This is a genomic window from Lacrimispora sp. (genome assembly GCF_047605665.1).
GTDB lineage: Bacteria > Bacillota > Clostridia > Lachnospirales > Lachnospiraceae > Lacrimispora.
The window spans coordinates 76,029-102,906 of the sequence record NZ_JASGFH010000014.1 but is presented as its reverse complement, the minus strand read 5'-3'; the positions used below and the strand labels follow the sequence as shown (position 1 = coordinate 102,906).

27 protein-coding genes, 2 pseudogenes and 1 riboswitch are annotated in these 26,878 nt (G+C 45.5%); of the genes and pseudogenes, 22 read left to right on the top strand and 7 right to left on the bottom strand.

Annotated elements, in window-relative coordinates:
• Window positions 1-10 precede the first annotated feature (10 nt).
• From QM657_RS12780 to QM657_RS12770, 3 genes are all read right to left on the bottom strand, one after another.
• Window positions 11-832, bottom strand: coding sequence for an MBL fold metallo-hydrolase (locus QM657_RS12780; protein WP_415067059.1), 822 nt, complete (start codon window positions 830-832; stop codon window positions 11-13).
• A 132-nt stretch (window positions 833-964) separates the two neighbouring features.
• Entirely contained in the window at window positions 965-2,551 is a 1,587-nt protein-coding gene (locus QM657_RS12775; protein ID WP_415067058.1) for a flavodoxin family protein, read from the bottom strand.
• Window positions 2,548-3,108 carry a PadR family transcriptional regulator gene (locus QM657_RS12770; RefSeq protein WP_415067057.1) on the bottom strand — a complete coding sequence of 187 codons (561 nt, stop codon included), beginning with the start codon at window positions 3,106-3,108 and terminating at the stop codon, window positions 2,548-2,550. Before QM657_RS12770 ends, QM657_RS12775 begins: the two co-directional genes overlap by 4 nt.
• A gap of 174 nt (window positions 3,109-3,282) precedes the next feature.
• Here QM657_RS12770 and QM657_RS12765 point away from each other — a divergent pair, with 174 nt between their 5' ends.
• Window positions 3,283-3,600: a type II toxin-antitoxin system RelB/DinJ family antitoxin gene (locus QM657_RS12765; protein WP_415067056.1), complete on the top strand. Its 318-nt coding sequence runs from the start codon at window positions 3,283-3,285 to the stop codon at window positions 3,598-3,600.
• The gene (locus QM657_RS12760) at window positions 3,601-4,170 is read left to right on the top strand and encodes a Fic/DOC family protein (RefSeq protein WP_415067055.1); all 570 of its coding nucleotides are present in this window, start codon (window positions 3,601-3,603) and stop codon (window positions 4,168-4,170) included.
• 82 nt (window positions 4,171-4,252) lie between these two features.
• Here QM657_RS12760 and QM657_RS12755 read toward each other — a convergent pair whose 3' ends face one another.
• The 3 genes from QM657_RS12755 to pyrB all read right to left on the bottom strand — a co-directional run bounded on the left by QM657_RS12755 (window position 4,253) and on the right by pyrB (window position 5,985).
• Window positions 4,253-4,492, bottom strand: a complete 240-nt coding sequence (locus QM657_RS12755; RefSeq protein WP_415067053.1) for a helix-turn-helix domain-containing protein — start codon at window positions 4,490-4,492, stop codon at window positions 4,253-4,255.
• Between the two features lie 150 nt (window positions 4,493-4,642).
• Window positions 4,643-5,068, bottom strand: coding sequence for an aspartate carbamoyltransferase regulatory subunit (locus QM657_RS12750; RefSeq protein WP_415067052.1), 426 nt, complete (start codon window positions 5,066-5,068; stop codon window positions 4,643-4,645).
• Complete coding sequence (gene pyrB, locus QM657_RS12745) at window positions 5,062-5,985, bottom strand: aspartate carbamoyltransferase (RefSeq protein ID WP_415067051.1); 924 nt, start codon at window positions 5,983-5,985, stop codon at window positions 5,062-5,064. The genes QM657_RS12750 and pyrB overlap by 7 nt, the downstream gene beginning before the upstream one ends.
• Window positions 5,986-6,227: 242 nt before the next feature.
• Here pyrB and QM657_RS12740 point away from each other — a divergent pair, with 242 nt between their 5' ends.
• The 7 genes and pseudogenes from QM657_RS12740 (at window position 6,228) to QM657_RS12710 (ending at window position 13,172) form a co-directional block, all read left to right on the top strand.
• Window positions 6,228-6,947 carry an ABC transporter ATP-binding protein gene (locus QM657_RS12740; RefSeq protein WP_415067090.1) on the top strand — a complete coding sequence of 240 codons (720 nt, stop codon included), beginning with the start codon at window positions 6,228-6,230 and terminating at the stop codon, window positions 6,945-6,947.
• Window positions 6,934-8,754 (top strand): COG1361 S-layer family protein, encoded by a 1,821-nt coding sequence (locus tag QM657_RS12735; RefSeq protein ID WP_415067050.1) that lies wholly within the window; start codon window positions 6,934-6,936, stop codon window positions 8,752-8,754. Before QM657_RS12740 ends, QM657_RS12735 begins: the two co-directional genes overlap by 14 nt.
• Window positions 8,744-10,105, top strand: coding sequence for an ABC transporter permease (locus tag QM657_RS12730; RefSeq protein ID WP_415067049.1), 1,362 nt, complete (start codon window positions 8,744-8,746; stop codon window positions 10,103-10,105). Before QM657_RS12735 ends, QM657_RS12730 begins: the two co-directional genes overlap by 11 nt.
• A gap of 46 nt (window positions 10,106-10,151) precedes the next feature.
• Window positions 10,152-10,233: riboswitch (ZMP/ZTP riboswitch) on the top strand.
• Between the two features lie 45 nt (window positions 10,234-10,278).
• A complete protein-coding gene (locus QM657_RS12725; protein WP_415067048.1) occupies window positions 10,279-10,992 on the top strand; it encodes an IMP cyclohydrolase in 714 nt (237 codons plus the stop codon).
• A 14-nt stretch (window positions 10,993-11,006) separates the two neighbouring features.
• The gene (locus QM657_RS12720) at window positions 11,007-12,185 is read left to right on the top strand and encodes a phosphoribosylaminoimidazolecarboxamide formyltransferase (protein WP_415067047.1); all 1,179 of its coding nucleotides are present in this window, start codon (window positions 11,007-11,009) and stop codon (window positions 12,183-12,185) included.
• An 88-nt stretch (window positions 12,186-12,273) separates the two neighbouring features.
• Window positions 12,274-12,549 (top strand): annotated as a pseudogene (locus QM657_RS12715) (sigma-70 family RNA polymerase sigma factor); the annotation flags it as partial.
• Window positions 12,550-12,692: 143 nt separating this feature from the next.
• Window positions 12,693-13,172: a cytochrome b5 domain-containing protein gene (locus QM657_RS12710; protein WP_415067046.1), complete on the top strand. Its 480-nt coding sequence runs from the start codon at window positions 12,693-12,695 to the stop codon at window positions 13,170-13,172.
• Here the strand turns inward: QM657_RS12710 and QM657_RS12705 are convergent.
• Window positions 13,169-13,342: a hypothetical protein gene (locus QM657_RS12705; RefSeq protein ID WP_415067045.1), complete on the bottom strand. Its 174-nt coding sequence runs from the start codon at window positions 13,340-13,342 to the stop codon at window positions 13,169-13,171. The genes QM657_RS12710 and QM657_RS12705 overlap by 4 nt on opposite strands.
• Before the next feature lie 85 nt (window positions 13,343-13,427).
• Here QM657_RS12705 and QM657_RS12700 point away from each other — a divergent pair, with 85 nt between their 5' ends.
• The 13 genes and pseudogenes from QM657_RS12700 (at window position 13,428) to QM657_RS12640 (ending at window position 26,849) form a co-directional block, all read left to right on the top strand.
• On the top strand, window positions 13,428-15,098 hold the full coding sequence (locus tag QM657_RS12700; RefSeq protein WP_415067044.1) for a recombinase family protein: 1,671 nt from the start codon (window positions 13,428-13,430) through the stop codon (window positions 15,096-15,098).
• Window positions 15,058-15,462 (top strand): annotated as a pseudogene (locus tag QM657_RS12695) (sigma-70 family RNA polymerase sigma factor); the annotation flags it as partial. The gene QM657_RS12700 and the pseudogene QM657_RS12695, both read left to right, overlap by 41 nt.
• A gap of 96 nt (window positions 15,463-15,558) precedes the next feature.
• Window positions 15,559-16,197, top strand: a complete 639-nt coding sequence (locus QM657_RS12690) for a TrkA C-terminal domain-containing protein (protein WP_415067043.1) — start codon at window positions 15,559-15,561, stop codon at window positions 16,195-16,197.
• Window positions 16,198-16,316: 119 nt separating this feature from the next.
• A complete protein-coding gene (locus tag QM657_RS12685; RefSeq protein WP_415067042.1) occupies window positions 16,317-17,453 on the top strand; it encodes an ABC transporter ATP-binding protein in 1,137 nt (378 codons plus the stop codon).
• Entirely contained in the window at window positions 17,450-19,015 is a 1,566-nt protein-coding gene (locus tag QM657_RS12680; protein WP_415067041.1) for a glycine betaine ABC transporter substrate-binding protein, read from the top strand. Before QM657_RS12685 ends, QM657_RS12680 begins: the two co-directional genes overlap by 4 nt.
• Entirely contained in the window at window positions 19,012-19,290 is a 279-nt protein-coding gene (locus QM657_RS12675; protein ID WP_415067040.1) for a hypothetical protein, read from the top strand. Before QM657_RS12680 ends, QM657_RS12675 begins: the two co-directional genes overlap by 4 nt.
• 228 nt (window positions 19,291-19,518) lie before the next feature.
• Window positions 19,519-20,346 (top strand): BglG family transcription antiterminator LicT, encoded by an 828-nt coding sequence (gene licT / locus QM657_RS12670; protein WP_415067039.1) that lies wholly within the window; start codon window positions 19,519-19,521, stop codon window positions 20,344-20,346.
• Between the two features lie 21 nt (window positions 20,347-20,367).
• Window positions 20,368-20,862 (top strand): PTS sugar transporter subunit IIA, encoded by a 495-nt coding sequence (locus QM657_RS12665; RefSeq protein ID WP_415067038.1) that lies wholly within the window; start codon window positions 20,368-20,370, stop codon window positions 20,860-20,862.
• A gap of 102 nt (window positions 20,863-20,964) precedes the next feature.
• Window positions 20,965-22,401, top strand: coding sequence for an N-acetylglucosamine-specific PTS transporter subunit IIBC (gene nagE, locus QM657_RS12660; protein WP_415067037.1), 1,437 nt, complete (start codon window positions 20,965-20,967; stop codon window positions 22,399-22,401).
• A 162-nt stretch (window positions 22,402-22,563) separates the two neighbouring features.
• Window positions 22,564-22,800 carry a hypothetical protein gene (locus QM657_RS12655; RefSeq protein ID WP_415067036.1) on the top strand — a complete coding sequence of 79 codons (237 nt, stop codon included), beginning with the start codon at window positions 22,564-22,566 and terminating at the stop codon, window positions 22,798-22,800.
• Window positions 22,801-22,928: 128 nt separating this feature from the next.
• Window positions 22,929-24,695 (top strand): sensor histidine kinase, encoded by a 1,767-nt coding sequence (locus QM657_RS12650; RefSeq protein WP_415067035.1) that lies wholly within the window; start codon window positions 22,929-22,931, stop codon window positions 24,693-24,695.
• Window positions 24,688-26,265: a response regulator transcription factor gene (locus tag QM657_RS12645; RefSeq protein WP_415067034.1), complete on the top strand. Its 1,578-nt coding sequence runs from the start codon at window positions 24,688-24,690 to the stop codon at window positions 26,263-26,265. Before QM657_RS12650 ends, QM657_RS12645 begins: the two co-directional genes overlap by 8 nt.
• 47 nt (window positions 26,266-26,312) lie before the next feature.
• Window positions 26,313-26,849 (top strand): GNAT family N-acetyltransferase, encoded by a 537-nt coding sequence (locus QM657_RS12640; protein ID WP_415067033.1) that lies wholly within the window; start codon window positions 26,313-26,315, stop codon window positions 26,847-26,849.
• Window positions 26,850-26,878 lie beyond the last annotated feature (29 nt).

Here is a 26,878-nt window from a genome sequence, read left to right as displayed (position 1 = left end):
TCTTTTTGTGTTACAGGTCAATGATTTCCAGATCATCAGGTATGAAAAGGCAGCCTGTAAAATACTGTTTTCCTTCTTCCTGATACAGCGCTTTTCTCTGGGGAAGCTGTTTATCCTCTGTATGATAGAGAAGGAGATTTTTAACCTGCCATTGCTCTGCATGAGTGCAGGCGTCTTTTACGGTATCGTGATTTTTTTCATAGGGCTTAAAGATGTCCTTATCCCTGTAAAGGCATAAAACCTCACGGAGCAGCCAGTCGCTGCCTGCCGCATAGACAAGCCCTGCTTCGGTACAGGGTTCATCGCCGAGACATGTAAGTCTTTTACCATTTTTTAAAGTGACGGTAAAACCAAATTGTTTCATCTTTTTTGATTGTATATCGAAAAAGTGAAATTCATATCCGCAGATAGGGAGAACCTGCTTATCTTCAATTCCTATGAGAAAAATCCTTTTGTCCACATGTTTATAGAACTTGGGCTGAATGGTGAGTTCACCGATTGTGCGGATGACAGGGATGAGGTCATTATGGCAGTAAATCCGCAAATCTCCCGTGTAATCGCCTTTGTTCATGCCGGTTCCTATGACCCGGATGAGCCAGAACAAACCAAAGAGGTGGTCTGCGTGGCCGTGGCTGATAAATATGTCATGAATCATCCTGTAATCAATGCCGGAATCGTGAAGCTGCCGCAGGATTCCGTTTCCCCCTCCGCAGTCAACCAGAACCATGGAGCCGGAATTGCGGATTAAGTAACACGTGTTGTAGCAGTGAATGGCGGTTGCATTGCCTGTACCCAGCATAATTAATTGTTCATCTGTATTGGAAGTCGGCATCTTTTTATCCTTTCGGTGAAATGTGATAGCTCTATGAAGTATTTTAAATCCACTGGTCACGGTTTTGCAAATAGATAAAAGTTATGGCAGCGTTTCTTTATTATTATACCGTATTTCCTGTACCACATGCTTTTAGCTTCTGGCATAGCGGGCTGGATACCATTTCTGGAACCATGCTGTAAAAATCCCCATAAGGGCAGGCATGACAGAATTGATTAAGCCGATGAAAGTTGAGAAGCCGGTGCCCATGATTAAGTAAGTCCAGATGGGAGTGATGAGATATAACGCTCCCCAGGCTGCGGTCAGTATGCGGTTTATTTTTACAAATAGGGGATTGGAAAAGGCGGTTTCTCCGCCGTAGCTTCCGGCACTGTAGCGGGCGGTTAAAGGAATCCTGGCAAATGCACCTAAAATCCACATCAGCCCAAACAGCAAATAGCTGCCTGGAATCACAAGCCTGGTGTCTGCACCCAGCAAAGCAGCAAGGGAAAGACAGGCTGTGATGGGAATAGACACCTGCTCATATACAACGGGCCGGAATACAAGCCAGAATAAGGGGGTAAGGGAGGCGGCTATAATGCCTGCCGAACCTCCGATTACAGGATCGGCAGCCATGGCGGACCAGATCACGAGCCATGGCAGGAGGAGGGCTATCATGCTGGTTTTTCTCTGTGCCTTTTCTTCCTCTGTTTTCCCAGGGGAGAGCAGGGGAAATAATTGATCCCATTGAAGCATCAGGTTAAAATCACCGAGGACCTTATACATGTGCTGAAACAGCGCTTCCTGCCCTGAAATCTCATTGCGGGAAATGGCGCGCCAGACCTTAAAGGGTGTTTCGATTCTGGTGGTGTATGGCTTAAAGCCGTCTGTTATGACCTCTGCTCCCTGTTTTGTCAGCAGAATCTGATACGTTTTATTGAGGTCCGTATAGAAAAATTCCAGCACACGTTCTGCGCCGTCCGGTTGATAGAATGCCGCCATCTGGGTTATAAAAAGAAGGCTGTCGTCTGTCTGAATGCCGGAGTCTTCGCTTTTAGAAATGCCCCAGGAAGCATCGGCAGCTTTTTCAAACACATCACGGGGAAACAGGGGCGTATCAATTTCTGCCTGGGTTTTGGGATCAATGCCTCCGGAGACATATTGGGCTCCTGCCTTACGGACAATTTCCAGATATCCGTCTGTGCGGCTTTTCAGCTCCGGCACACGAAACAGTTCTCCCTGTCCGCAGAAGATTGTCGTATAGCGGCCTTTTCCGCAGAAGTGGTCAAACATGGAGGTGACTGCATCGTAATTCCCCGTTGAAGTCCAAAAGCCGCAGGTGGATATGACAATATGCTTTTGATCAGTCAGATCATACCTTGGGGGATGAGAACCGTTTTCGCTTTTCTCTGCCATAAAAGGAAGGTTTAAAGGGAGCTGGCGGTCAATTAAATTTTTAAGACTGCCGGGAACACTGAAATAATACAGGGGAAAAGACCAGACAATCACATCGGCATCAATTATTTTATGGAGGATTTCGGCCATATCGTCATGGATAACACATGTTCCGGGGGTCTTGTTCCAGCAGGAAAAGCAGCCTGAACAGCCCTTTATATCAGCTCTTGCCGCATGGATTATCTCTGCATCCGCCCATCCGGCACCCTGCAAAAAGGCGCGGGTCAGATGCATGGTATTGCTGGAGGCTCCTTTCGGAGAGCCGTTTAACACTAAAACCTTCATGATTTCATCTCCTCTAAGGCCGTGATCGCTTTATCCGCCCAACTGAGACCTGCCTGAAAAAACTCATCTCCATAAAGCGCCGCTATTTTCCAGTATTTGATTCTTTGATCGTCCTTTACAATTGCTCCGTATTCGGAGATTGCGCTGCGGGCGGCGTTCATCTTCCTGATCTGTTCAGAACATTCTTCCCGGTATGTGTAAAGCATGTTCAGCGCATCTTCGGTGCTGGTTTCTCCGGCGAAAAATACGCGCATCAAAAAGGCACTTTTAACGCCCATGGCATCGGAAATATCGGATTTTGGATTGGAGAGCCAGTTTTTCAGTTCTTCTTTTCCAGTATCGGTTATGGTATATACTCTTTTATTGGGTTTTTCATTTTGTATGACACGCCGGCTGGTCAGCCAGCCCTGCTGTTCCATGGTGTTTAATTCCCGGTAAACCTGGCTGGTTTTTGCCTGCCAGAAAAATGAAAGAGAATCTTTAAATGCTTTATCCAGTTCATAACCTGTCATAGACCCATAATTCAAAAGCCCCAGCAGTCCGTGTTTTAGTGACATATGAAACACCTCCATTTTTATATTATACAAGTTGAATATAACACATTGAGAATATAGTGTCAATACAGAAGGGATTATTAACCTTTTAAGCGGATTTTCTATTTTTAAGAGGCGTATATATGTATTGACGCTGTCATGACAAAAGGGTATAATAAATGACAGGAGGTGATTGAGTTGGCTAAATTACAGGTAAGAACAGATGAAAAGGTAAAAGAGCAGGCAAGTGCAATTCTTGAAGAATTGGGAACAAACTTATCATCAGTAGTAAATATGCTGTTAAAGCAGATTGTTTTGACAAAAAGTATACCGTTTGAAATAAAGCTTCCTCAAGTTTATACCGCTGAGGAAATGATCGGAGAAATACAGTCCTCCATGGCTATGGAAAATATGGATTTGTCAGGAGAAGATATTGAACTGTTAAAATCGTATCAAGAGTCAGAGGACAGGGAACAGATGAGAAAGCAACTGCTGGATGAATATATGGAGGTCTGAGTGAGTGATAAGATTTATTGCTATCCGGATTCGGACGTATTAAAAAATAGACTGAATATACGGGATCAGGAAAGACTTTACGAAGCAGAGAAAAAATTAGTAATGTTTCGATTAAATGATTTGCTGGAGTCACCGGTGAATGGTAAATTTGACTTTAAGCATTTGCAATTGATTCATAAATGTCTTTTTCAGGATGTGTATTCCTGGGCTGGAAAAGTACGGACTGTTGATATTGCAAAATCAAATTTATTTTGTAAAGTCCAATTTATCAATATGCAGGCGCAGGATATATTTGATAAATTAAGGGAAGAACGCTATTTAGCCGGATTACCTAAGGACGAGTTTATAAAAAAGATATCCTATTATTTTTCTGAAATTAATGCACTCCATCCATTCAGGGAGGGAAATGGCAGAACTCAGAGAGAGTTTATACGCCAGCTTGCCCTGTATAACGGTTATATGCTCTATTTTGCCAGGACCAGCGAAAGTGAAATGCTGGAAGCCAGTGCAGACTCCTTTTTATGTAATTACGATAAAATGGAGGCTTTATTTAAAAAAATACTTTTCTAAATGTATGCAGAAACTTTAAAATACCTCCGCTGCCTAAGCTGTCACTTAAGCGGCGGAGGTATTTTGGAAGTATGGACTGTTGTTAAGAATTCTTTTCTTCCGGTGCTTTGCTGTTTTCTGCAATATCAACCCTGTATTCCATAATTTCTTCCACCTTACAATCCAGGATTTTGCAGAGCATATCAATGGTGTGAGTGGAAACAAAATTATTCTTTTTCAAGCGGCCAATCTGCCCGGCACTGACTTTGCAGTATTTGATCAGATGATACTGGCTGATATTCTTCTTTTTCATGGTTTCCCATAATCTATCGTAGACAATCATGTCGTCACCTCCACCCCCTATTAAACCTTGATTACCCGGCAATGCATATTATCTATAACTGGATAATTGAAAAAGCGGAAGGAAAGGGGTGATATTCCGACAAAAAAATACCTGGAAACTCCCCGTCAGGAGGTCCCAGGCAAAATGGAATTACTTTGTATATTTTTCCTCGCAGTATCTGCAGCGGTAGGTTTCGCTTTCCTCATCTGTGAGATAGAAGGTGTGAGGCAGTTCCTGTTCAATGGAAGTGATGCAGCGCGGGTTTTTGCAGTGAATCACGTTAGTGATCTTTTTGGGAAGGCATAAGGTTTTCTTTTCCACAATGGCATTGTCCCGCACGATGTTAACTGTGATGGTGTGGTCAATAAAGCCCAGGATATCTAAATCAATGTGGTCTAAGCCGCCTTCGATTTTAATGATGTCTTTTCTTCCCATCTTGCTGCTTCTGGCATTTTTGATGATAGCTACCTGGCAGTCCAGCTTGTCCAGTCCCAGGTTATAATAAATTTCCAGACTTTTTCCGGCTTCAATATGGTCTAATACGATTCCTTCTTTTAATCCGCTGATGTTTAACATGTTTTTTCTACCTCCAATAATGTCATGATAAGAGCCATTCGCACATAAACACCGTACTGTGCCTGTTTGAAATAAGCGGCTCTTGGGTCATTGTCGATTTCTACGGAGATTTCATTGACTCTGGGAAGAGGATGGAGCACGAACATATCCTGTTTGGCCAGCTTCATTTTTTTCTTGTCCAGAATGTAGCAGTCTTTTAAGCGGATATAATCCTCCTCATTGAAGAAACGCTCTTTCTGAACGCGGGTCATGTAAAGGATATCCAGTTCAGGCATGGCATTGTCCAGGCTGTCCATTTCAACGAATTCCATGTTGTTGGCCCGCAGCACATCTTCTCTGATGTATTCAGGAACCCGTAATTCAGGAGGGGAAATTAAGATAAACTTGATATTTTCGTATCGTACAAGAGCATTGATCAGAGAATGAACGGTACGGCCGAATTTCAAGTCACCGCATAGGCCGATGGTTAAGTTGTTTAAACGGCCTTTTAAAGAATTAATAGAAAGCAGATCAGTCAGGGTCTGGGTCGGATGCTGGTGACCGCCATCTCCTGCATTGATGACCGGTATGGTGGAATAATTGGCTGCCACCAACGGTGCGCCTTCCTTGGGATGCCTCATGGCACAGATATCGGCATAGGAGGAGATAACACGGATTGTATCGGCAACACTTTCTCCTTTTGAAGCAGAACTGGAATCAGCAGAAGAAAAGCCCAGTACACTGCCACCCAGATTCAGCATAGCAGCTTCAAAGCTCAGACGGGTTCTTGTACTTGGCTCATAAAATAATGTGGCTAATTTCTTTCCATCGCACACATGGGAATATTTTGGAAGATTTTCTTCGATATCCTTAGCTAGATCTAAAAGCTGTTGTGTCTCTTCAACACTAAAGTCTAAAGGGTTTAATAAATGTCTCATAAGAATCTCCTTTATCGATTACGTTGTGATTTCAAAGTCTATCCCATTATATAGTATTCATTCAAATATTTCCACCACTTTTTTTAAATTTATAATATAATTATTTTCCCCTGGTTTTCCCTGTAAGGAATATGTAATAAAGTGTAAGAAAATTAAGGATGGCTGATTCTGACATCTTGTTGTATAATGTGTATACAACTTAAAGTGAGGAGGTATCCGCTTTGGTGAAAGGCAAAACACCTATGATCCAGGTCAAGGATCTTTATAAGGTGTATCAAGTGGGAAATACCAAGGTTTACGCGTTAAACGGCGTGGACTTTACCATATATAAGGGAGAATTCTGTGCTATTGTAGGTCCTTCCGGTTCCGGTAAATCCACCCTTTTGAATATGATGGCAGGTCTGGAAAAACCCTCAAAGGGAGAGATCGTCATCGCCGGAAAGCATATTGAAAAGCTTTCGGAAAATCAGCTGGTCGCATTCCGCAGAAAGCACGTGGGATTTATCTTTCAGTCCTATAACTTATTAAAGACCATGAATGCGGTGGAGAATGTGGCCCTTCCCCTTTCCTTTCGGGGAATTCCAAAGAAGGTCAGGAATGAAAAGGCAAAGGAATACATAAAGCTGGTAGGTCTGGAAAAGCAGATGAAGCATCTGGCTAATGAAATGTCAGGAGGACAGCAGCAGAGAGTGGGAATTGCCAGGGCTCTGGCATCAGACCCTCAGATCATCTTTGCCGATGAGCCTACGGGAAATTTGGATTCCAAGACCACCAAGGAAATATTAAACCTGATGCAGCGTATCGTCAGGGAACAGAATCAGACATTGATCATGGTCACCCATGATAATTATATCGCCCAGTTTGCTGACAGGCAGTTTCATATTGTAGATGGAAAGATCGTTAAGATAGAAGAACAGCATCACGAGGATGCCAAGGAGGATACAGGAAATGCAGAGGGTTAGAAGAGGAATTTTGTGGCTGCTTGCGGTCATTATGGTTATTTCGGCTGTGCCGGGGACGGCTTTTGCCAGGCCGGGATATGATCGTTATATTGATGTGAAAAAAATCCAAACCGGAAAAACAGGGCAGAACATGACCATTAATATGGTGTTTACCAATATTGATGATATCGATTTGGAAGGTGTGGCAATTCGTTTTGATGAAGGATTGGCAAATCAGGAAAGCGATGCTTTTGAGGATGGAGAAACCTTTACCGGAAGCGTTTTTCCTTTTGAAATCACGACAGAGACTTTTGATAATAAAAAGATAGGAAATGTGAAGAGCGGAAGCTCCAAGACGGTTTCTCTCACGGCGAGGGTCCGGAGAGACGTTGCAGACGGCTATTATTCAGTGCCTTTGGAAATTGTAACAAATGCAACTGTTAAAAACGACGGAAGCGGTCTGGCACGTGAAAAGATTAACATCTGGATCACAAAATCCACCTCAACCACAGAGCCGGACGAATCCGAAGGCGATATCCGTTTTGAACTGGGAGAGGGCCAGAATACCCCCTTTGGTGTCTATCCTCAGGTCATGAACTTTGATATCAACTTCCGCAATTCCTCTAACATCACGGCCTTTGATGTGAACATCCGCATGGGCCTTGATCAGGACAGCACCAAATTTCCCTTTGACATCAATGACGGAAGCTACAACCGGCATTATGACAAGATCGGCGGCGGAGAGACGGTTGCGGTGCCCTACAGCATGGCCATCCGAAAGGACGTATACAGCGGGTATTACCCCATCACCTTTACCATAGAATACCGGGACAGCACCGAGGGAGAGATTCAGAAATCAGAACAGATTTTCTACGTGAAGGTGCAGAACAAAGAGAGAGAGGAAAACAACGGAGATTTCGACCCCAACGACAGAACGAGGGCCAGAATCATTGTAGACGGATTCGAAACCATTCCGGAGACCATTTATGCAGGAGAAGAATTTGAACTGATCCTTCATATGAAAAATGCTTCCGACCACGTTGCAGCCAGCAACATCCTGTTCAGCCTGGAATCGGAAAAGGTGACGGACAGTGCGGTATTTACCACAGACGCAGGCTCTTCCTCCTTTGTTGTCAATAACCTTGGAGCAGGACAGACAACGGATTTAAGGGTCAAGCTAAAGGCCGGGGCCTGGGTGGACCAGAGAACCTACGCCATAACCATCAATGAAAAATATGACAGCCCTGAATTTAAAAATGCCGAAGAAAAAGTGACGGTGGACATTCCGGTCAGACAGGTAGCCCGTCTGAATACGGGGACCGTTGAAGTGATGCCGGATTCCATTACCGTAGGCTCAGAAACCAATGTCATGTTCCCCATTAACAACACAGGAAAGGTACTCCTTTACAATGTGATGGTATCCTTTGTGGGGGACAGCATTCAGCAAAACAGCAGCTATGTAGGAAACATCAAGCCGGGAGAGACCGGAAACGTGGATGTTATGATCAGCGGAGCAGCACCTACCATGGATGACGGAAAGGTCAAAATTCTCATCACCTACGAGGATGAGAACGGAGTGGTCAGCGAGCCAATCGAAAAGGAACTGACCCTGATGGTGACAGAGCCTGTGGACCCTGGCTTTGATATCGGCGATCCCGGAGAATTTCCGGCAGACGGAGAGGTTCAGGGCAGTGCGGGACCGGGAAAAGTCCTTATTCCGGTGCTGGCAGTCGTGGTGATCGCTGCTGCAGCCGGCATTGTTTTCGTACTGAAAAGGCGGAAAAAGAAGGCACAGGAGCTGGGAGAGGAAACAGATAATGAGATTTAGCGATTTGCTTTCCATGAGTGTAAACAATTTAAGACGCAGGAAGCTGAGAACATTTTTAACGGTTCTGGGAGTTTTGATCGGTACGGCTTCCATTGTGGTTATGGTGTCTTTGGGTATTGGTTTTAATGAACTCACGATGGAACAAATTGCTTCTTATGGAAGCCTTACGGAAATCACCGTGTATTCCAATGCCATGTGGGGCGGAAATGACGGCAGCAATGAGCCTGAACATATGACTGATGAGGTGATTGATCAGTTTAAGCAGATTCCCCACGTCAACGACGCCTCCCCTTTGCTGGAAACCAATGTCCTCATGTTTCAGGGGGCCTATCAGGCCAATATCAACATTATGGGTGTCAGCGAAGGGTATATGAAGAAAATCACCTTAAAGGAAGGAACACTCCCTGAACCGGGAAACAAAGACTTGAAAATGGTTATCGGAAACATGGTAGCCAGACAGTTTTATAACCCAAAGAAAATGAATTACGATTACTACGGAGACCCTTCTTCTGTGCCTGATATTGATTTCATCAATAAGCCTTTATTTGTGATCTTTGATGTGGAGGCCTATTACAATTCCCAGGGCGGCGGAACCGGGCCTGATGGAAATCCCATTAAGCCGCCGAAAAAATACCTTCTTTCCGCCGCAGGACTTGTGGAGGGAGGAATGGAGGATTGGAATAACTACAGCTATGGGGTTTATGTGGACTTGGAGTCCTTAAAATCCCAGTTGAAGCAGATATTTAAAAAGAAGCCCATACCCAACCAGCCGACCAATAAAAAGGGAAAGCCTTATAATTATTTCATTTACCAGCAGGCCATTGTGGAAGTGGATGACATGGCAAATGTGACCGCGGTGCAGAAGATCATCACTGATATGGGATACCAGGCCAACAGCAACATGGAGTGGCTGGAGCAATCCCAGAAACAGGCCAAGATGGTTCAGGCCCTCTTAGGAGGAATCGGAGCTGTTTCCCTGTTTGTAGCTGCAATCGGAATTGCCAATACCATGATGATGTCCATTTATGAGAGAACGAAGGAAATCGGAATTTTAAAGGTTTTGGGATGCGATATGAGAAATATCAGGAATATGTTCCTTCTGGAGTCAGGCTTTATCGGATTTTTAGGAGGAATAACGGGAATTGTTTTCAGCTACGGCGTATCCCTTCTCATCAATAAAATCCTTGCGGGACGGTTTATGGGAGGTGTGATGGGAGATTTATCGAGGATTCCTCCCTGGCTTGGAATGACAGCCATCTGGTTTGCCGTATTTGTGGGCATGGCTGCCGGATTCTTCCCGGCCTTGCGGGCCATGAAGCTGAGCCCTCTGGCTGCCATACGGAATGAGTAGCTCAAATTATACTTGCATTTTAAGCAGCAATATTATATGATGTTGGAGAGGTACGTGCGACTGGCGGATCAGTGGGATAAAACCACAGGGAGCACGATACAAAAAAGCCGACCGCCTGGGCATTCCTATGGGATGTCCAGGTGGTTTTTTGTGTTTTGGCACGGAAAAGGAGGATGAATATGGTTTCTTTAAGAGAGGATTTAATGAACAATTCCTATCCGGGAAGAGGGATCATTATGGGGAGGACGCCTGATGGAAGAAAGGCGGTGGCCGCTTACTTTATCATGGGAAGAAGTGAAAACAGCCGAAACCGCATCTTTGTGGAAGACGGGGAGGGGATACGGACTCAGGCCTTTGACCCTTTAAAGCTGGTGGACCCAAGCCTGATCATTTATGCGCCTGTACGGGTCATGGGAAGTAAGACGATTGTGACTAATGGAGATCAGACTGATACCATCTATGAGGGCATGGACAGGCAGCTCACCTTTGAACAGTCCTTAAGGTCCAGGGAGTTTGAGCCGGACAGCCCCAATTACACACCCCGCATTTCCGGCATCATTCATATGGAAAAGGGCCGTTTCAACTATGCCATGTCCATTTTAAAAAGCAGTTACGGAAACCCTGATTCCTGCTGCCGGTATACCTTTGCCTATGAAAAGCCTCTGGCAGGAGAAGGCCGGTTTATTCATACTTATAAGCATGACGGAAATCCTCTTCCCAGCTTTGAGGGAGAACCGAAGCCGGTGGAAATTCCGGATGATATAGAAGCTTTTACCGCTGCGATCTGGGAAAGCCTCAATGAACAAAATAAGGTTTCTCTTTTTGTGAGGTACATTGACGTGGAATCAGGTCTTTATGAGACAAGGATTGTAAATAAAAATAAATGACAGGAGTGCAGAAGATGAAGGAATTACAGTTGAAATACGGATGCAACCCAAACCAGAAGCCGTCCAGAATCTTTATGTCAGGCGGAGAAAACCTTCCTATTGAAGTGCTGAGCGGCAGTCCGGGATATATTAACTTTTTAGATGCATTTAACGGCTGGCAGCTTGTAAAGGAGTTGAGAGAGGCGACAGGCCTGCCTGCGGCTGCTTCCTTTAAGCACGTTTCTCCCGCGGGTGTGGGAGTCGGACTTCCTCTTGACAGCGTTCTTGCCAGGGCCTGCTGGGTGGATGATTTAGAGGAACTGTCTCCTTTAGCCTGCGCTTATGCCAGGGCGAGGGGGGCGGACCGGATGTCCTCTTTTGGGGATTTTATCTGTTTATCTGATATCTGTGATGTATCCACTGCCAGACTGATCAAACGGGAGGTATCCGACGGAGTCATTGCTCCGGGGTATGAGCCGGGAGCCTTACAGATTTTAAATGCAAAGAAAAACGGCAAATACAACGTAATCCGGATAGACCCGGAGTATGAGCCGGAACATCTGGAGAGAAAACAGGTTTATGGAATCACCTTTGAACAGGGGAGAAATGAACAGAAGATCAACGGAGACCTTTTTGAAAATATAGTGACAAAGAACCGGGACATCCCGGATTCAGCCAGACTTGACCTGATCATTTCCCTGATCACCTTAAAATATACCCAGTCCAATTCCGTGTGCTTTGCAAAGGATGGACAGGCCATTGGAATCGGGGCGGGGCAGCAGTCCAGGGTCCACTGCACCAGACTGGCCGGAAATAAGGCTGACAACTGGTTTTTGCGCCAGTCCCCACAGGTTTTAGCTCTTCCCTTTGTGGATGAAATTCGCCGGGCGGACCGGGACAATGCCATTGATACGTATATCGGAGAGGAATACATGGATGTGCTGGCAGACGGAAGATGGGAATCCATTTTTAAGGTGAAGCCTGACGTATTTACACTGGAGGAAAAGAGACGCTGGCTGGACACCATGACAGATGTATCCTTAGGCTCTGATGCCTTCTTTCCCTTTGGAGACAACATTGACCGGGCCTATAAGAGCGGGGTTAAGTATGTGGCCCAGCCGGGAGGCTCTGTCCGGGATGACCAGGTGATTGAAACGTGTGATCAATACGGCATGGCTATGGCATTTACAGGTCTGCGTCTGTTTCACCATTAAAATAAGTACCAGCCAATATTTTTGGTAAAAGCACTTTAGCCAGCGGGCTGGCATAAAATGAGAGTAAGTAAGTTTAAGGTGGCTTTCTTTGAAAACTTTTCCGAAACCTTTAACTGCGCGAGAGGAACGAGAGTGTCTGGAACGATACCAGGAAGGGGATCAGGAGGCGAGAGCCACACTCATCGAACGGAATATGCGCCTGGTGGCCCATGTGGCTAAAAAATATCAGAATACGGATTACGATATGGAAGATCTTCTTTCAGTAGGAACCATTGGACTCATTAAGGCAGTTAACACCTTTCACCCGGACAGAGGTTCAAGACTGGCCACTTATGCGGCCAAATGTGTGGAGAATGGTATCCTATCAAAGCGGCTCCATACGGGTTGTTGAAAATCAGGTTTAAAAAGCCTGCCTCCCTCATATATTGAAAAAAACGCAGTGCATGGCCGGGGCCTGCCTTTCGGTCAAGCATATGCGTTCCATCAATTATCAGCGGAGGTTTTTTCATGGAATTAAACTTATTTCTGGATTTTGTGAGTAACAGCGTCAGGAAAATCAACAGTGATGTAGAAAAGATTCATTTAAGCCAGGGCGACGGCGATCAGGCCCTGGACCGTTTAAGCAGTGAGGCAGTTATGCTGGAGCATCATATCCGGTATTTCATTGAAGCCCATCAGCTTGGCCTGGACAATATACAGCCTTCTTATGAGCCGGTCCAGGTGAGCCAGACAGATCCTGAACCGGAAGAAGAGGCTCCCCCAAGATATTTTACCTTAGAGGAGCTGGCTGCTTATAACGGAAAAAACGGCGCTCCGGCCTATGTTGCAGTCAACGGAGTCGTGTATGATGTGACCAATAATTCAGTCTGGAAGGGCGGACCCCATTTTGGCCTTGAGGCTGGAAATGATCTGACGGAGCAGTTTTCCACCTGCCATCCCGGAGCCATGGTGCTTCGGATGCTGCCTGTAGTGGGGTATTTATATTAAGAGGATGGAAGTTCTGTCAGAATTGCTTTCACAAGAGCCTGTTTCTGATAATCAGGACAGGAAAGCTGCCGTACATACAGAAGCACTTCCTGATTATGTATGACAGCAGCTCTTTTTTCCAGTTCCTTTTTATCCTTTTCTGTTTCCGGGCGATATACGATCATATTCATTGGGAGCCTTGGAGTATGTAGTTATTATAATGTATGATATGACCCATGTCCTGTATGTTTGGGATAGGGCCGGGGAGAGTGTTTGGTGGAAGTCAGGAAAAAGCAGTTTGCTATTTACTCCAGAAAGTCAAAGTTTACAGGCAAAGGAGAAAGCATCGGCAACCAGATCGAACTGTGCAGGCAGTACATATCGGCTCATTACGGAGAAGACTTTGCCGGTGACGCTTATATTTATGAGGATGAGGGCTTTTCCGGAGGGAATCTGGAAAGGCCCCAATTTAAAATGATGATGCAGCAGGCAAAAAAGAAGAAATTTACGGCCATAGTCTGCTACCGCCTTGACAGAATCAGCCGCAACATCGGTGATTTTGCCAGCCTCATTGAAGAGCTCAATGAACTGGAGATTTCCTTTATCTCCATAAAAGAGCAGTTTGATACCTCTTCTCCCATGGGAAGGGCCATGATGTATATTGCATCCGTATTTTCCCAGTTAGAGCGGGAAACCATAGCCGAGCGAATCCGGGACAACATGCTGGAGCTTTCCAAGAGCGGCAGGTGGCTGGGAGGGAATACGCCTACAGGCTATAAGTCAGAAAGCATGACCTCTGTGACCATTGAAGGAAAGGTGAAAAAAGCCTATAAGCTGCAGTTGATTCCGGAGGAAGGGGAGGTGATCCGGCTGATTTACCGGAAGTTTTTAGAAACAGGCTCCCTGACACAGACAGAGACTTATCTCGTTCAAAACGGGTACAAAACCAAGTTCGGGCGGCTGTTCAGCCGGTTTGCCATAAAGGGGATATTGACCAATCCGGTCTATATGGCGGCTGATCAGGACGCTTATGAATACCTTTCTGAAAAAAAGGTGGATTTATTTGCCGGTCCCGAAGAATTTGACGGCAGTTTCGGGGTGATCGCTTACAACAGGACCCTTCAAAGGCAGGGGAAAGCCCAAGAGAAGAAGGACATGGAGGAGTGGATCGTGGCGGTGGGAAAGCATGAAGGGCTGATTCCAGGGGCCATGTGGGTCAGCGCCCAAAGGCTGCTGGAGCAGAATAAGTCCAAGAACTACCGAAAGCCCAGAACCAATGTGGCTCTGCTGTCCGGGATTTTATTCTGCGGAAACTGCGGGGATTACATGCGCCCCAAGCTGTCGGGACGGTATAATGAGCAGGGGGAGCAGACCTATTCTTATCTCTGTGCCATGAAGGAAAAAAGCCGGATGAAGTGCTGCGCCATGAAAAATCCCAACGGAAACAGCCTGGATGCCATGGTAGTGGAGGAAATTAAGAGACTGTCAGAGGACGGAGAAGAATTTAAAAGACAGTTGAATCAGAGCAAAAAGCTTTTAGAGGAGAGCGGGCAGGAGCTAAAGGCGGAGGAAATCCGCTTAAAGGAAGAGGAAAAGGCAACAGGAGAGGAGATTAAAGGACTCGTATCTTCTCTTGGCAAGGCATCGGGGAGCGGAGCGGAGGAGTATATTCTAAACCAGATTCAGGAGCTCCATAAGAAAAAAGAGGAGATCGGGCAGAGGATCAGGGAACTGGAAGAAGTCTCTGCAAGCCGCAAGCTGTCTGAGCTGGAATTCCAGGTTTTAAAAGAGAGCCTTTCCTCTTTTGGGGAAGCCTTTGAAATGGCTGATGTGAAGCAGAAGCGGGCTGCTATCCGCAGGCTTGTAAAAAAGGTTTTCTGGGATGGAGAAACGATTCATCTGTATTTATTCGGCTCAAAAGAGCCGCCGTGTGACGGTTGCAAATGAAATACTCATGCTGCTTCGTGCAAATAAAAAATATTCAAAAGAGGTTTCTTTATTTGAACCCATCGGCGTAGACAAGGATGGGGAGACCGTGAGCCTTGTGGACGTCATTGAGATGGAGAATAAGGAGACTCTGGAGACTATTATTTTAAAGCAGGATATTAAGGAGTTGTACGAAGCATTTGACAGTTGTTTAAAGGATAATGAGAAGACCATAATCAGCATGCGGTACGGGCTGAGAGGGGGAAAGGAATACACCCAGAGAGAGATCGCCGATTTAATGGGAATTTCCAGGTCCTACGTATCCAGGCTGGAAAAGAAAGCCCTGGAGCGTCTCAGGGCAGAATTAAAAAAAAGCGGTGTGTAGCAGGAATATATTTTGCAGCTTCCACCTTGCGCTGTTATAGGTTTTAGGCTATACTGATGTTGTTTTATAATAACAGGCAAAGGAAATGAGAATTACATGGAGATAGAGACAAAACATAAGACAGCGATTCCCCGCTATCAGCACATTGCGGTAGAAGTGGCGTCCCGGATTGCCAATGGGGAATATCAGGAAGGGGAAAAGATTTACGCCCGTTCATCTCTTGCCAGCCAGTACAGCGTATCACCGGAAACTGCACGGCGGGCGATCTGCATACTCAGTGACTTAGGAATCGTGTCCTCTGAAAAAGGCAACGGGATCATCATCAAGTCCCAGAAAAAGGCGGCAGAGTACATTCAGCAAAACGGAAAGCGTCAGACCATTGACACCATCAAGGAAAATGTTTTAAAAAGTGTCAGCCGTCAAAAACTGGAAATGGAGCATTTAAACGACTGCTTAAAGGACCTCATAGAAGCATCAGTCCACTTCCGGTCCATGAATCCCTTTATGCCCTTTGAAATACGGATCACAAAGGAATGCAATTACTTAAATAAGACAGTGACGGAAATCCAGTTCTGGCAGCGCACCGGGGCCACAGTCATTGCAGTCAGCAGAAACGATATTGTCATAAAATCTCCCGGACCATACGTGGCTCTTTCTGAAAATGACACCATATATTTTATTACCCAGGACGACACTGCGGACCGGGTAAAAGAATTCTTATATCCCTCCAAATAAGACCTTCATCATAACGCTTAAAGCCCGGTGGCTTCAGGCGTTATTTTTTTGAAATTTGACAAAGTGACAACTTTGTAATATAATTAAGTTGTTACTTTGATAAAAAGGAGGGAAAAAACATGATACAGTTTGAACGGATTTCAAAATCCTATAAGACAAAAAAGGTTCTGAATCAAATTACATTTTCGATAAAGAGCGGGAGCCTGGTAGCGATTATCGGAGAGAGCGGATGCGGCAAGACCACACTCTTGAAAATGATCAACAGGCTGGTGAAACCCACATCAGGTACGATTTATATTGACGATAAAAGCATCGACAGTATGGATGAGGTGGCTTTGCGGAGGAAAATCGGGTATGTGATCCAGCAGACAGGGCTGTTTCCTCACATGACGGTCAAAGAAAATATTGAACTGATTCCAATGCTTGAAAAAATGTCCCCCAGTGACATGGAGGAGAACACCAGGAAGCTGATGCAGATGGTGGGCCTTGACTGTGATGAGTTTTTGCACCGCTACCCGACGGAACTCAGCGGAGGACAGCAGCAGCGTGTGGGGGTGGCCAGAGCCTTTGCCACTGACCCGGACATTATTCTGATGGATGAACCGTTTTCAGCTCTGGACCCTATAACGAGGTCAGACCTCCAGGATGAGCTGGTGCAGCTCCAGGCAAAGCTGAAAAAGACCATCGTTTTTGTGACACATGATATGGATGAAGCCATTAAGATCGCAGATATGATCTGCATCATGAAGGATGGCGATATCCTGCAGTATGATACCCCGGAAAATATCTTAAACAATCCGGCAGATGAATTTGTTTCCAATTTCGTAGGAAAAAACAGGATATGGTCATCACCGGAATTTATTAAGGTATCCGATATCATGATAGACCGCCCTGTTACGGCTGCCAGGGATTTATCGGTGCTCAAATGCATTGACAAGATGCGCCAGAACAAGGTTGACAGCCTTCTCATCGTGGAACGGGACAGCAGGCGTCTGGCAGGGATTGTCAAGGCGGGCAGGCTCAGAGGCGTAGAAGACAGAAACCAGCTGGCAGAGCAGTATATGTACGAGGACTTCCCCACTCTTTTGCCGGAACAGTGTATTCTCGATGCTTTAAAAATTGTGACGGAAAACCAGGTGTCCACAGTTCCGGTTGTGGATGACCAAAGGCGGCTTATGGGCCTTATAACACGAAGCAGTCTGGTGACCACTTTAAGTCAGCAGTATTTTGACTATGAAGGAGGAGAGACGGAATGAAATTTTTAAATTATATATCAGGTAATTATCCACAGATTCTTTCGCTGCTCATTGAGCATTTGAGGCTGACCGCCGTATCCGTAGGTCTGGCTATTTTAATCGGTGTACCTCTCGGTATTTTTATTTCTTATGCGGCCAAATCCAGCAAGCCTGTTTTGTCGGTTGCAAACATCATCCAGGCCATTCCCAGCATGGCTCTTCTCGGTGCCATGATCCCATTACTGGGGATCGGTGTTGTTCCTGCCATTGTTGCAGTTGTGCTTTATTCTCTGCTTCCCATTATTAAGAACACTTATACAGGAATTGAAAATATCAGTCCCCAGACCCTGGAGGCTGCCAGGGGAATCGGCTTAACACCTTTTCAGGTGCTGACCAAGGTACAGATTCCTCTCGCCCTTCCGGTCATTATGGCCGGTGTGAGGATTGCCTCTGTAACGGCAGTCGGATTGATGACCATGGCTGCGTTTATCGGTGCAGGCGGTCTGGGATATCTGGTATTTTCCGGTATACGTACGGTGAATAACAACCAGATTCTGGCGGGAGCCATTCCTGCCTGTCTGCTGGCACTGCTGGTGGACTTTCTCCTTGGACTGGTTGAAAAACTGGTGACGCCTATCAGCCTTCAAAAGGGCGACAATTCTCTTAAGAAGAAAAGGCGGAAAGCCCAGAAGGCAGTGCTTGCAGGGGCCGCAGGGCTTCTTGCAGTGGTCTTTCTTTTAACCTCAATAGGCGGTGCCGCGCAGAGTACACGCACTGTCTCAGTTGGTTCCAAGGATTTTACGGAACAGGAGATTCTCGGTAATCTGGTGGCGGATTTAATCGAAGACAGAACCGATATTTCTGTAAACAGAAGGCTGAGTCTGGGCGGGTCCCAGGTGTGCTTTGGCGCTATCCAGACAGGAGATATTGACCTTTATATTGATTACACCGGAACGGTATACAGCGACGTTCTTAAGCATACGCCAATCAGTGACGTAGAGCTGGTGTACGAGACTGCCAGGGCTGAGCTTAAGGAGCAGTTTGACTTGGAAGTGCTTAAGCAGATGAGCTTTAATAATACGTATACACTGGCAGTCACCCAGGAGATGGCAGCGGAAAATAACCTGGAGAAAATAAGTGATCTTTCCAGAATCGCTGATACCCTGGTTTCAGGAACTACTTTTGAGTTCTCCAACCGGGAGGATGGACTGCCTGGGCTTTTGAAAACATACGGTTTTCAGATGAAAGAAAATATCACCCTGGATGGTTCTCCCCGCTATACGGCTCTGGAAAACGGAGAGGTCAATATTGTGGATGCTTTTGCAACCGACGGACTTCTTAAAAAATTCGGTTTAAAAACACTGGAAGATGATAAAGGATTCTTTCCGCCTTATTACGCCATTCCCGTTGTCAGGGCGGATACTTTGGAAGAATATCCGGAAATTGCGGCTGTTTTAGAAGAACTGGCGCCGGTTTTAACCGATGACGTCATGGCTGAACTGAATTATAGAGTAGATGAACTTCAGCAGTCCCCCGCTGATGTGGCCAGAGAATTTTTAAAAGAAAACGGATTGATTTCATGATTTTAGGAATTTTGCTCTTTGCTTTCTTATCCTTTGTTTTTTCTTCTCCCAGGCATCACCGGCTCATGAGCAGTGAGCCGGTCCTGTCGCCAAGGGAGGAAAAAGCCGGTGTTTTGTTTGGGCGGTATACGGGGGATGCTGCCGTTGTGCTTCTGCTTTTGTGGGTGCTGAGAGCTTTCAACCTTCCCTGGATTCATGTGATTGCAGGAGGTGTGCTTTTTCTGCGCACTCTGGCATTTCTTATTTATATGGCCGGTATTTTAATAGAAGATTAGGGCATTACACCTGGAACAGAAGCGAAAATGGCCATGGCATAAACTTATTTATAAAAAGTATATAAAAAGTATGAAATTCGATTGACTTTTTTCTAAAAAGCTGATATAGTGTCTATAAGTTAATAATAGTGGATTGTTACTGGAAAGCAGGCAAAACCAATTTTGATTGAAGAAATAGTGTTTTATTTCAAAATCAGGATTGGTTTTTTTATTTGCAAGGTGGGTGATATGAAAATTGACAAAATCATCAATAACAATATTGTAAGTGCGCTGGAGCCTGATGGCAAAGAAGTGGTCATCATGGGCAGGGGAATCGGCTTCGGTGCAAAAATGGGAAAAGAAATCCCTGAGAACAAAATCGAAAAGGTGTTCCGTCTGGACAGCCAGAACAGCATGGACAAATTTAAAGAGCTGTTGGTAAACCTGCCCCTGGAGCACATCCAGGCTTCAACGGAAATCATTAATTACGCCAATCTCGTTTTAAACAGAAGTCTCAACCAGAATATCTATATCACGCTGACGGACCATATCAGTTTTGCCATTCACCGTTTTAAGCAAAAGACCGTATTCAGGAATCCTCTTCTCAATGAGATAAAGACATTTTACAAAGAGGAGTATCTGGTGGGTGAATATGCAGTGGCTCTGATTGAGCGGAGAGTGGGTGTGACCCTGCCCGTGGATGAGGCGGGATTTATCGCTCTTCATATTGTAAATGCAGAGCTTAACAGTGTGATGCGGGATACCATTGATATTACGAATCTGATTCAGAACGTGGTGAAAATCGTGAAAGAGTATTTCACCATGGAACCGGATGAAACTTCTTTGAATTATCAGCGGTTTGCCACTCATTTGAAGTTTCTTGCCCAGAGGATTATTTCAGGAAAGATGTTAGACAGTGAAAATGCGGAATTTAACAATTTAATATCTGAAATGTATCCGGAGGAATATCAGTGCAGCTTAAAGGTCAGGGATTATATCATTGAAACCTACCATTATAGCGTGACCGAAGAAGAGACCGCATATCTGGCGGTTCACATCAAGCGGATGAGAATGTAGAAAAAAGGAGAAGCGATGAGTATGTTTCATTCATGGAAAAAGATGCTGGGAAAAGGCAGTGAGAAGGAAAGAGAGCAGATTCTGGCACCAATGGAAGGAAGGACAGTGCCTCTCAGTGAGGTCAATGACCCGGCTTTCAGCCAGGGAATTCTCGGAAAAGGGATTGCCATCATCCCTGAAAAGGGAAGGGTTGCGGCACCGGCTGACGGAGTGGTTACGGTTTTGTTTGAGACAAAACATGCGGTCAGCATTACCACAGACAGTGGAGCTGAGATCATCGTACATGTGGGACTTGATACGGTCAACTTAAAGGGCGACTATTACACTGCCCATAAAAAGCAGGGTGACCGGGTAAAGGCAGGAGAGCTTCTTCTGGAATTTGATATAGAGGCGATCAAGGAAGCAGGGTATGAGGTGATCACGCCGGTTTTGATCTGTAATGCACAGGATTTTCCGGATATGCTTTGCCATACAGGGATACATGTGAAAGAGCTGGACCCGGTCATTGAACTGTAGCCGGCTGAAAAAGAATTGTAAAAAATCATTTGATCTGAACCTGCATTTTCGCAGGAATGGATAAACACGTCCGCAGGACAAAAAGAAAGGGGTTTCTTTATTATGATGAAGTATTTGCAGAAATTGGGAAAATCATTGATGCTTCCGGTAGCATGTCTTCCGGCAGCGGGTATTTTAATGGGAATCGGATACTGGATCGATCCCACAGGCTGGGGTGCCAACAGCGCCATTGCTGCCTTTTTGATCAAGGCAGGAGGAGCCATCATTGACAATATGGCAGTTCTCTTTGCCATCGGTGTAGGTGTGGGAATGGCAGATGACCATGAAGGTACTTCTGCTTTGGCAGCCATTGTTTCCTGGCTGATGATTCAGACCATCCTGTCTCCAGGCGTGGTCGCCATGTTAAAGGGTGTTGATGTCAGCGAAGTGAACGCTGCTTTCGGAAAGATCGGCAACCAGTTCATCGGTATCTTATCCGGTATCATCGGTTCTTCCTGTTATAACAAGTTTAAGAACACCAAGCTTCCGGATGCACTGGCCTTTTTCAGCGGAAAACGTTCCGTAGCCATTGTGACAGCTCTGGTTTCTCTGGTTGCGTGTCTCGTTCTGTTCTTCATATGGCCGGTGGTATACTCCGGATTGGTGGCATTTGGAAAAGGCATCATCGGTTTGGGAGCAGTTGGAGCAGGTATTTACGGATTTTTCAACCGGCTTCTGATCCCGATTGGACTTCACCATGCTTTGAACTCCGTGTTCTGGTTCGACGTTGCAGGTGTGAATGACCTTGGAAATTTCTGGGCAGGCACAGGTGTTCTGGGCCAGACAGGCCAGTACATGACAGGTTTCTTCCCAGTAATGATGTTCGGACTTCCGGCAGCCAGCCTTGCCATGTACCATACGGCAAAGCCGGGCAAGAAGAAAAATGCATACGGTCTGTTGCTGGCAGCAGCAGTCTGCTCCTTCTTTACAGGCGTAACAGAGCCTCTGGAGTTCGCATTCATGTTCCTTGCACCGGGACTTTACTTAATTCATGCAATTTTAACAGGTATCTCTCTGACCATTTGCGCCCTGCTTCCGGTACGTGCAGGATTCAACTTCAGCGCAGGCTTTGTTGACTGGTTCTTAAGCTTTAAGGCTCCGATGGCCGTAAATCCTCTGTTCATCATTCCTCTGGGCCTTGTTTACGGAATTATTTACTACTTCGTATTCCGCCTGGCAATCCAGATGTTTAACTTCAAGACTCCGGGACGTGAAGATGACGAGGTAGAGGAATCCTTTGTAACCCTTGCCAACAGTGACTATACTCAGGTTGCTTCCATTATCTTAGAAGGCCTCGGCGGAAAAGATAACATCACCAGCATTGATAACTGTATTACAAGATTAAGGATTGAAATCAAGGATTACAGTCTGGTAAATGAGAAGAAGATCAAATCAGCCGGTGTGGCCGGTGTGATCAGGCCGGGAAAAACCAGTGTCCAGGTAGTTGTGGGAACACAGGTACAGTTTGTAGCAGATGAATTTAAGAAGCTTTGCAGATAGATTCAGACCATAAAAAAGCAAGGGCGGGTGGCTGCCCCTGCTTTTTTATTTGCCCTGTTTTATCAAAATTGTAAGGATTTCTGCCCGCATTTTCACATCTTGTCTATATTTTCAATATTATATAGTATGAATGAAATCGAAAGGAGGTGCCATATATGAGTTATGACAGGCGTGAGGGCAGAGGCCGCTGCGGTCCGGATGGATGGAATTGCAGACATGACCGCGACAGAGGCCGCTGCGGTTCAGATGGATGGGACTGCAGACGTGACCGTGATAAAGACCGCTGCGGTCCTGGCGGATGGGACTGCAGGCATGGCCGTGATGACGGCCGTTGGCGTGACTGGGGTTATGGCCGGAGTTTCTGGCGTTAGGATAAAGAGAATATGGAAGCAGTTTTGATCAGGAGAAGGGCCGGATAACCCTCCGGAAATACCGGACTATGCAAAATAAAATGCTACTGTTCAAGAATAAATTATGTTATACTGAATTCTGATAAAGGTCAGACCCAGAGGAAAGGGCGAAACGATATGAAAAAATACCGAAGACTCAGTTTTCAGGTGAAGCTGCTGGGGATTTTTCTGGGAATTACATGTTTATTCGGCGCAATTTATGCGGCCTATTATAATATTTCCAGAACCATGCTCCGGAAAAATATGATCGCTTATTCAGAAATATATGTGGACAGCATCAGCAGTTCCATTACAAATATGGTTCAGGAGATAGACCGTCTCAGCATGACCTTTCTGCTGCAAAATGATATGATCCGGGACTTAGGGAAGGGAATACCAAAGGAGCTTCCGGAATACGGGGATTATTACAGAAGAGTCCGGTATTCCATTGAACAGATGCTGAACATCCGGATGGATATTGAGGGGATTCTGATTGCAGATTCCTATGGAAGAGTTATATCCGGAGGTCCCAATGCTTCCTACCGTGACGGAGCGAATATCTCAAATGAAAAATGGTACCAGCAGTTTTCGGAGTCAGAAAAGATGTTTCAGGTTATGCCTTTGAAGAAAACCAATGCCATGGAGGTGTTCTCCATTGTGAGAAAACTGAGAAGCTATGAAGAGATGAAGGTAAACGGCATTGTCTGTATTGATATGAAAAAGAGGCTTCTCGATGAAATATGCAATAAGACCAGATTAAACCAGAACAGCGTTCTGCTGTTTGACAAGGATAAAGCACTGTTTTATGTGTCCGGCGAGAAACCGGATGAGAGGGAAATAACGGAGATCACAAAAAAACTGTCCCCGGAAAATGGAAATTTCCAGGTTCTGGGAGGCAGAAAGGCCTTAAACATCAGCTTAAATTATTCGGAATATTTAGATATGTACATTGTATACATTGTCCCCCAGAGCGTTTTGATGAGCGGTCTCAATGATTTGAACCGCATTGCCGTTCTCCTCCTTTTCCTGGGAGGAAGCGCAGGCATTGGCCTGGCAGTGGGGGCTTCCCGTGTGATGAGCAGGGGCGTAGGCAAGGTGATGCAGGGAATGCAGGCCATTGAAGCGGGAAACCTGGATGTGGAGATTGAGGTGGAAAGCAACGATGAAATCCGCACCATTGCCGGGGGACTCAACCATATGGTCAAGCGGATCAAGATATTAATGGAAGAAAAGTCCCAGATCGAGGTGAAGAGAAAGGAAGCGGAAATGATGATGCTCCAGAGGCAGATACGGCCTCATTTCCTGTACAACACCCTGGATGGAATCCGCATGAAGGCCCTGTTAAATCAGGATCACGAGGCTGCGGAAATGATTGAAAAGCTCAGTGTTCTCCTGCGGAGAACCACGGATTTAAAGACAGAGGAAGTGACGGTCAGGGAAGAACTGGAGTATGTCAATTCCTACATTGATTTGCAAAACCTCCGCTTCCGGTATAAGTTCCAGCTCATCACCGATATTCCTGAGGAAGTCAGCGAGCTGGTGATTCCCAAGTTTTCGCTCCAGCCCCTGATTGAAAATGCCGTTCATCATGGCCTGGAAAAGAGGAAAATAGACCGTCAAATCCGCATCAGTTCGGAGCTGACAGAGGAAGCTGTCCGCATTATCGTATATGACAACGGCCAGGGAATCAGCCCGGACAGGCTCCGGGAAATCCGAAAAACCTTAGAAGACCCTCAGATGCAGGAGAGCGAACATATCGGACTGAACAACATTAACATAAGGCTGAAATTGCACTACGGAAAAGAGTATGGGCTTACCATTGACAGTGAAGAAAATGCAGGAACGAGGCTGACCCTGCATCTGCCCAGACAAAGCTCCGGCAGAATCGGAGGAAACGATGTATAAAGTGGTTTTAGTGGATGATGAAGAACTGATTATTGAAGGAATGCAAAAACTGGTGGACTGGCAGTCTCTGGGCTGTGAAGTGGCTGGCGTTGCCTATGACGGGGATGAAGCTCTGGACATTGTCAATGAGGTAGAACCCCATATCTTAATCACGGACATCCGGATGCCTGCTATGAATGGGCTGGAAATGCTGGATTATGTAAAAGAGCGTTTTCCCGATATTGTCATCATGATCATGAGCGGATACAGCGACTTTGAATACGCCCATCAGGCCCTGGAAAAAGGGGCTGCCTGCTATATGTTAAAGCCGGTGCTGGAAAAGGAATTGACAGAAAGGCTGGCCCAGGCCGTAAAAAAGCTGGAAGAAAAAAGACAGAAAAAACAGGAAGAGGAAGAAATCACAGTCCGCCTTTATCAGATGGAACGGGGGGCCAGGGAGAACTTTCTCAGGAAGCTGATCAAAGAGAAGATGTCTGAGGCCTATATCAAAAAGATGTGGGAGGGGATGAAGCTGTGCAGGCCCGGAGAATATGTGACTGCAATCGTTTTGGGGGCGGATACGCCTTTGCAGGATGCGGGCGGTTCTGTCATCAAATTTGCCATTGACAATATTATCGAAGAGATTTGCGACATGTCCGAGAACCTGGAAAGCGTTTCCTTAGGGGACGAGCACTCAGCCATATTTATGATGTGCGGGCAGGATGGCCGGGAGCAGGAAGCGGCTGCCGTTATAGGCAAAATACAGGAAACAGTAGAACAGTTTTGCAAAATCCGGATGTCGGCAGGCATCAGTTTCGTCCATCTCTTTCCTTCCTGCGTAAAGGAAGCGTATGAGGAAGCGGCTGGGGCGCTTGAAAAACGGTTTTATGAGTCCATTTCCATGCACATTTATAAGGGAGCAGTGGTCAGAACGGAAGTTTCCTTTAAAGAACTGCGGGAGTGCGGAGAAAAGCTTTTAAGCGGAGTCAGCAGCCAGGAAGAAAAGACGGTCCAGATGTATTTGAGGCGGATTTTTCACATGATGCTCAGTTCTTCCATGGAATTGGAAGATATCTATAATGAAGTGAAACGGCTTTTAATGGGGTATCAGGGAATCCTTCTCAATCACCAGAGCCAGAAGGGAACGTATGAAAATCTCCAGGTGATTCAGCCGGAATATCTTTATCAGTTTAAACTGGGAAAAGAGCTGCAAAACTGGTTTGAAACGGTCACTGTTCAGGTAATGGAATTTTTAAAGAAAGAGCCTTCGGAGTCTTCGGATTTGATTGACCGGATAAAATTTTATATTTCTAAAAATTACCGGACAGCCACCAGACAGAATGTCGCGGATTACTTTTTCCTCAATCCCTCTTATTTAAGCCAGTTGTTTAAGGCGGAGACAGGGGAAGTGTTTACAGAATACATGACCCGCATTCGCATGGAAGAAGCGAAGAAGATGCTGGAGGAGACCAGCTATAAGATTCAGCACATTGCAGAACTGGTGGGCTATACTTCGAACCAGCATTTTACCAGAACCTTTAAAAAGTATACGGGGTTTTTGCCGGTGGAGTATAAGAAGAAATTCGTGTGATATCATCTGCAACCATATTATAATTGTTTTTTTAAGGAGTAAAAGATATGAAAATAATGACCTCTCGTTTACAATTGCGTCCTTTTACAGAACAGGATATTAACGATGTTTTTGAGTATTGCAGCCAAGAAGGCATTGGGGAAATGGCAGGCTGGAGTGTTCACGAATCAGCGGTTCAAACTCAGAAAGTCCTTTCCGGCTGGATACTAGAAGGACGGAAATTGGCAATAGTATGGTATGAAAGTAAAAAAGTAATTGGCCATATTTCCATTGATGAGGACTCAGAAGAGGGACGGGAGGATACTAAGGAGTTAGGGTGTGTTTTGAATCGCACTTATCAGCGACAAGGCATTATGACAGAAGCTATAAATGCAGTTTTAGATTATCTTTTTAACCACGGAATTTCATATGTATGGGCCTGTTGTTTTCAGGAAAATTTAGCATCAAAAGGTATGATTGAAAAGTGTGGATTTGTGTTTAAACAGGAAGGAATTTATGATTCTAAAGACCTTCAAAAAAAGTTTTCTTCCTACGAGTATTGCCTTTCAGCCGAGGAATGGAACCGTGGACAAGTAAATTTATAGACAGATAGATGTTAAATACACTACTAACT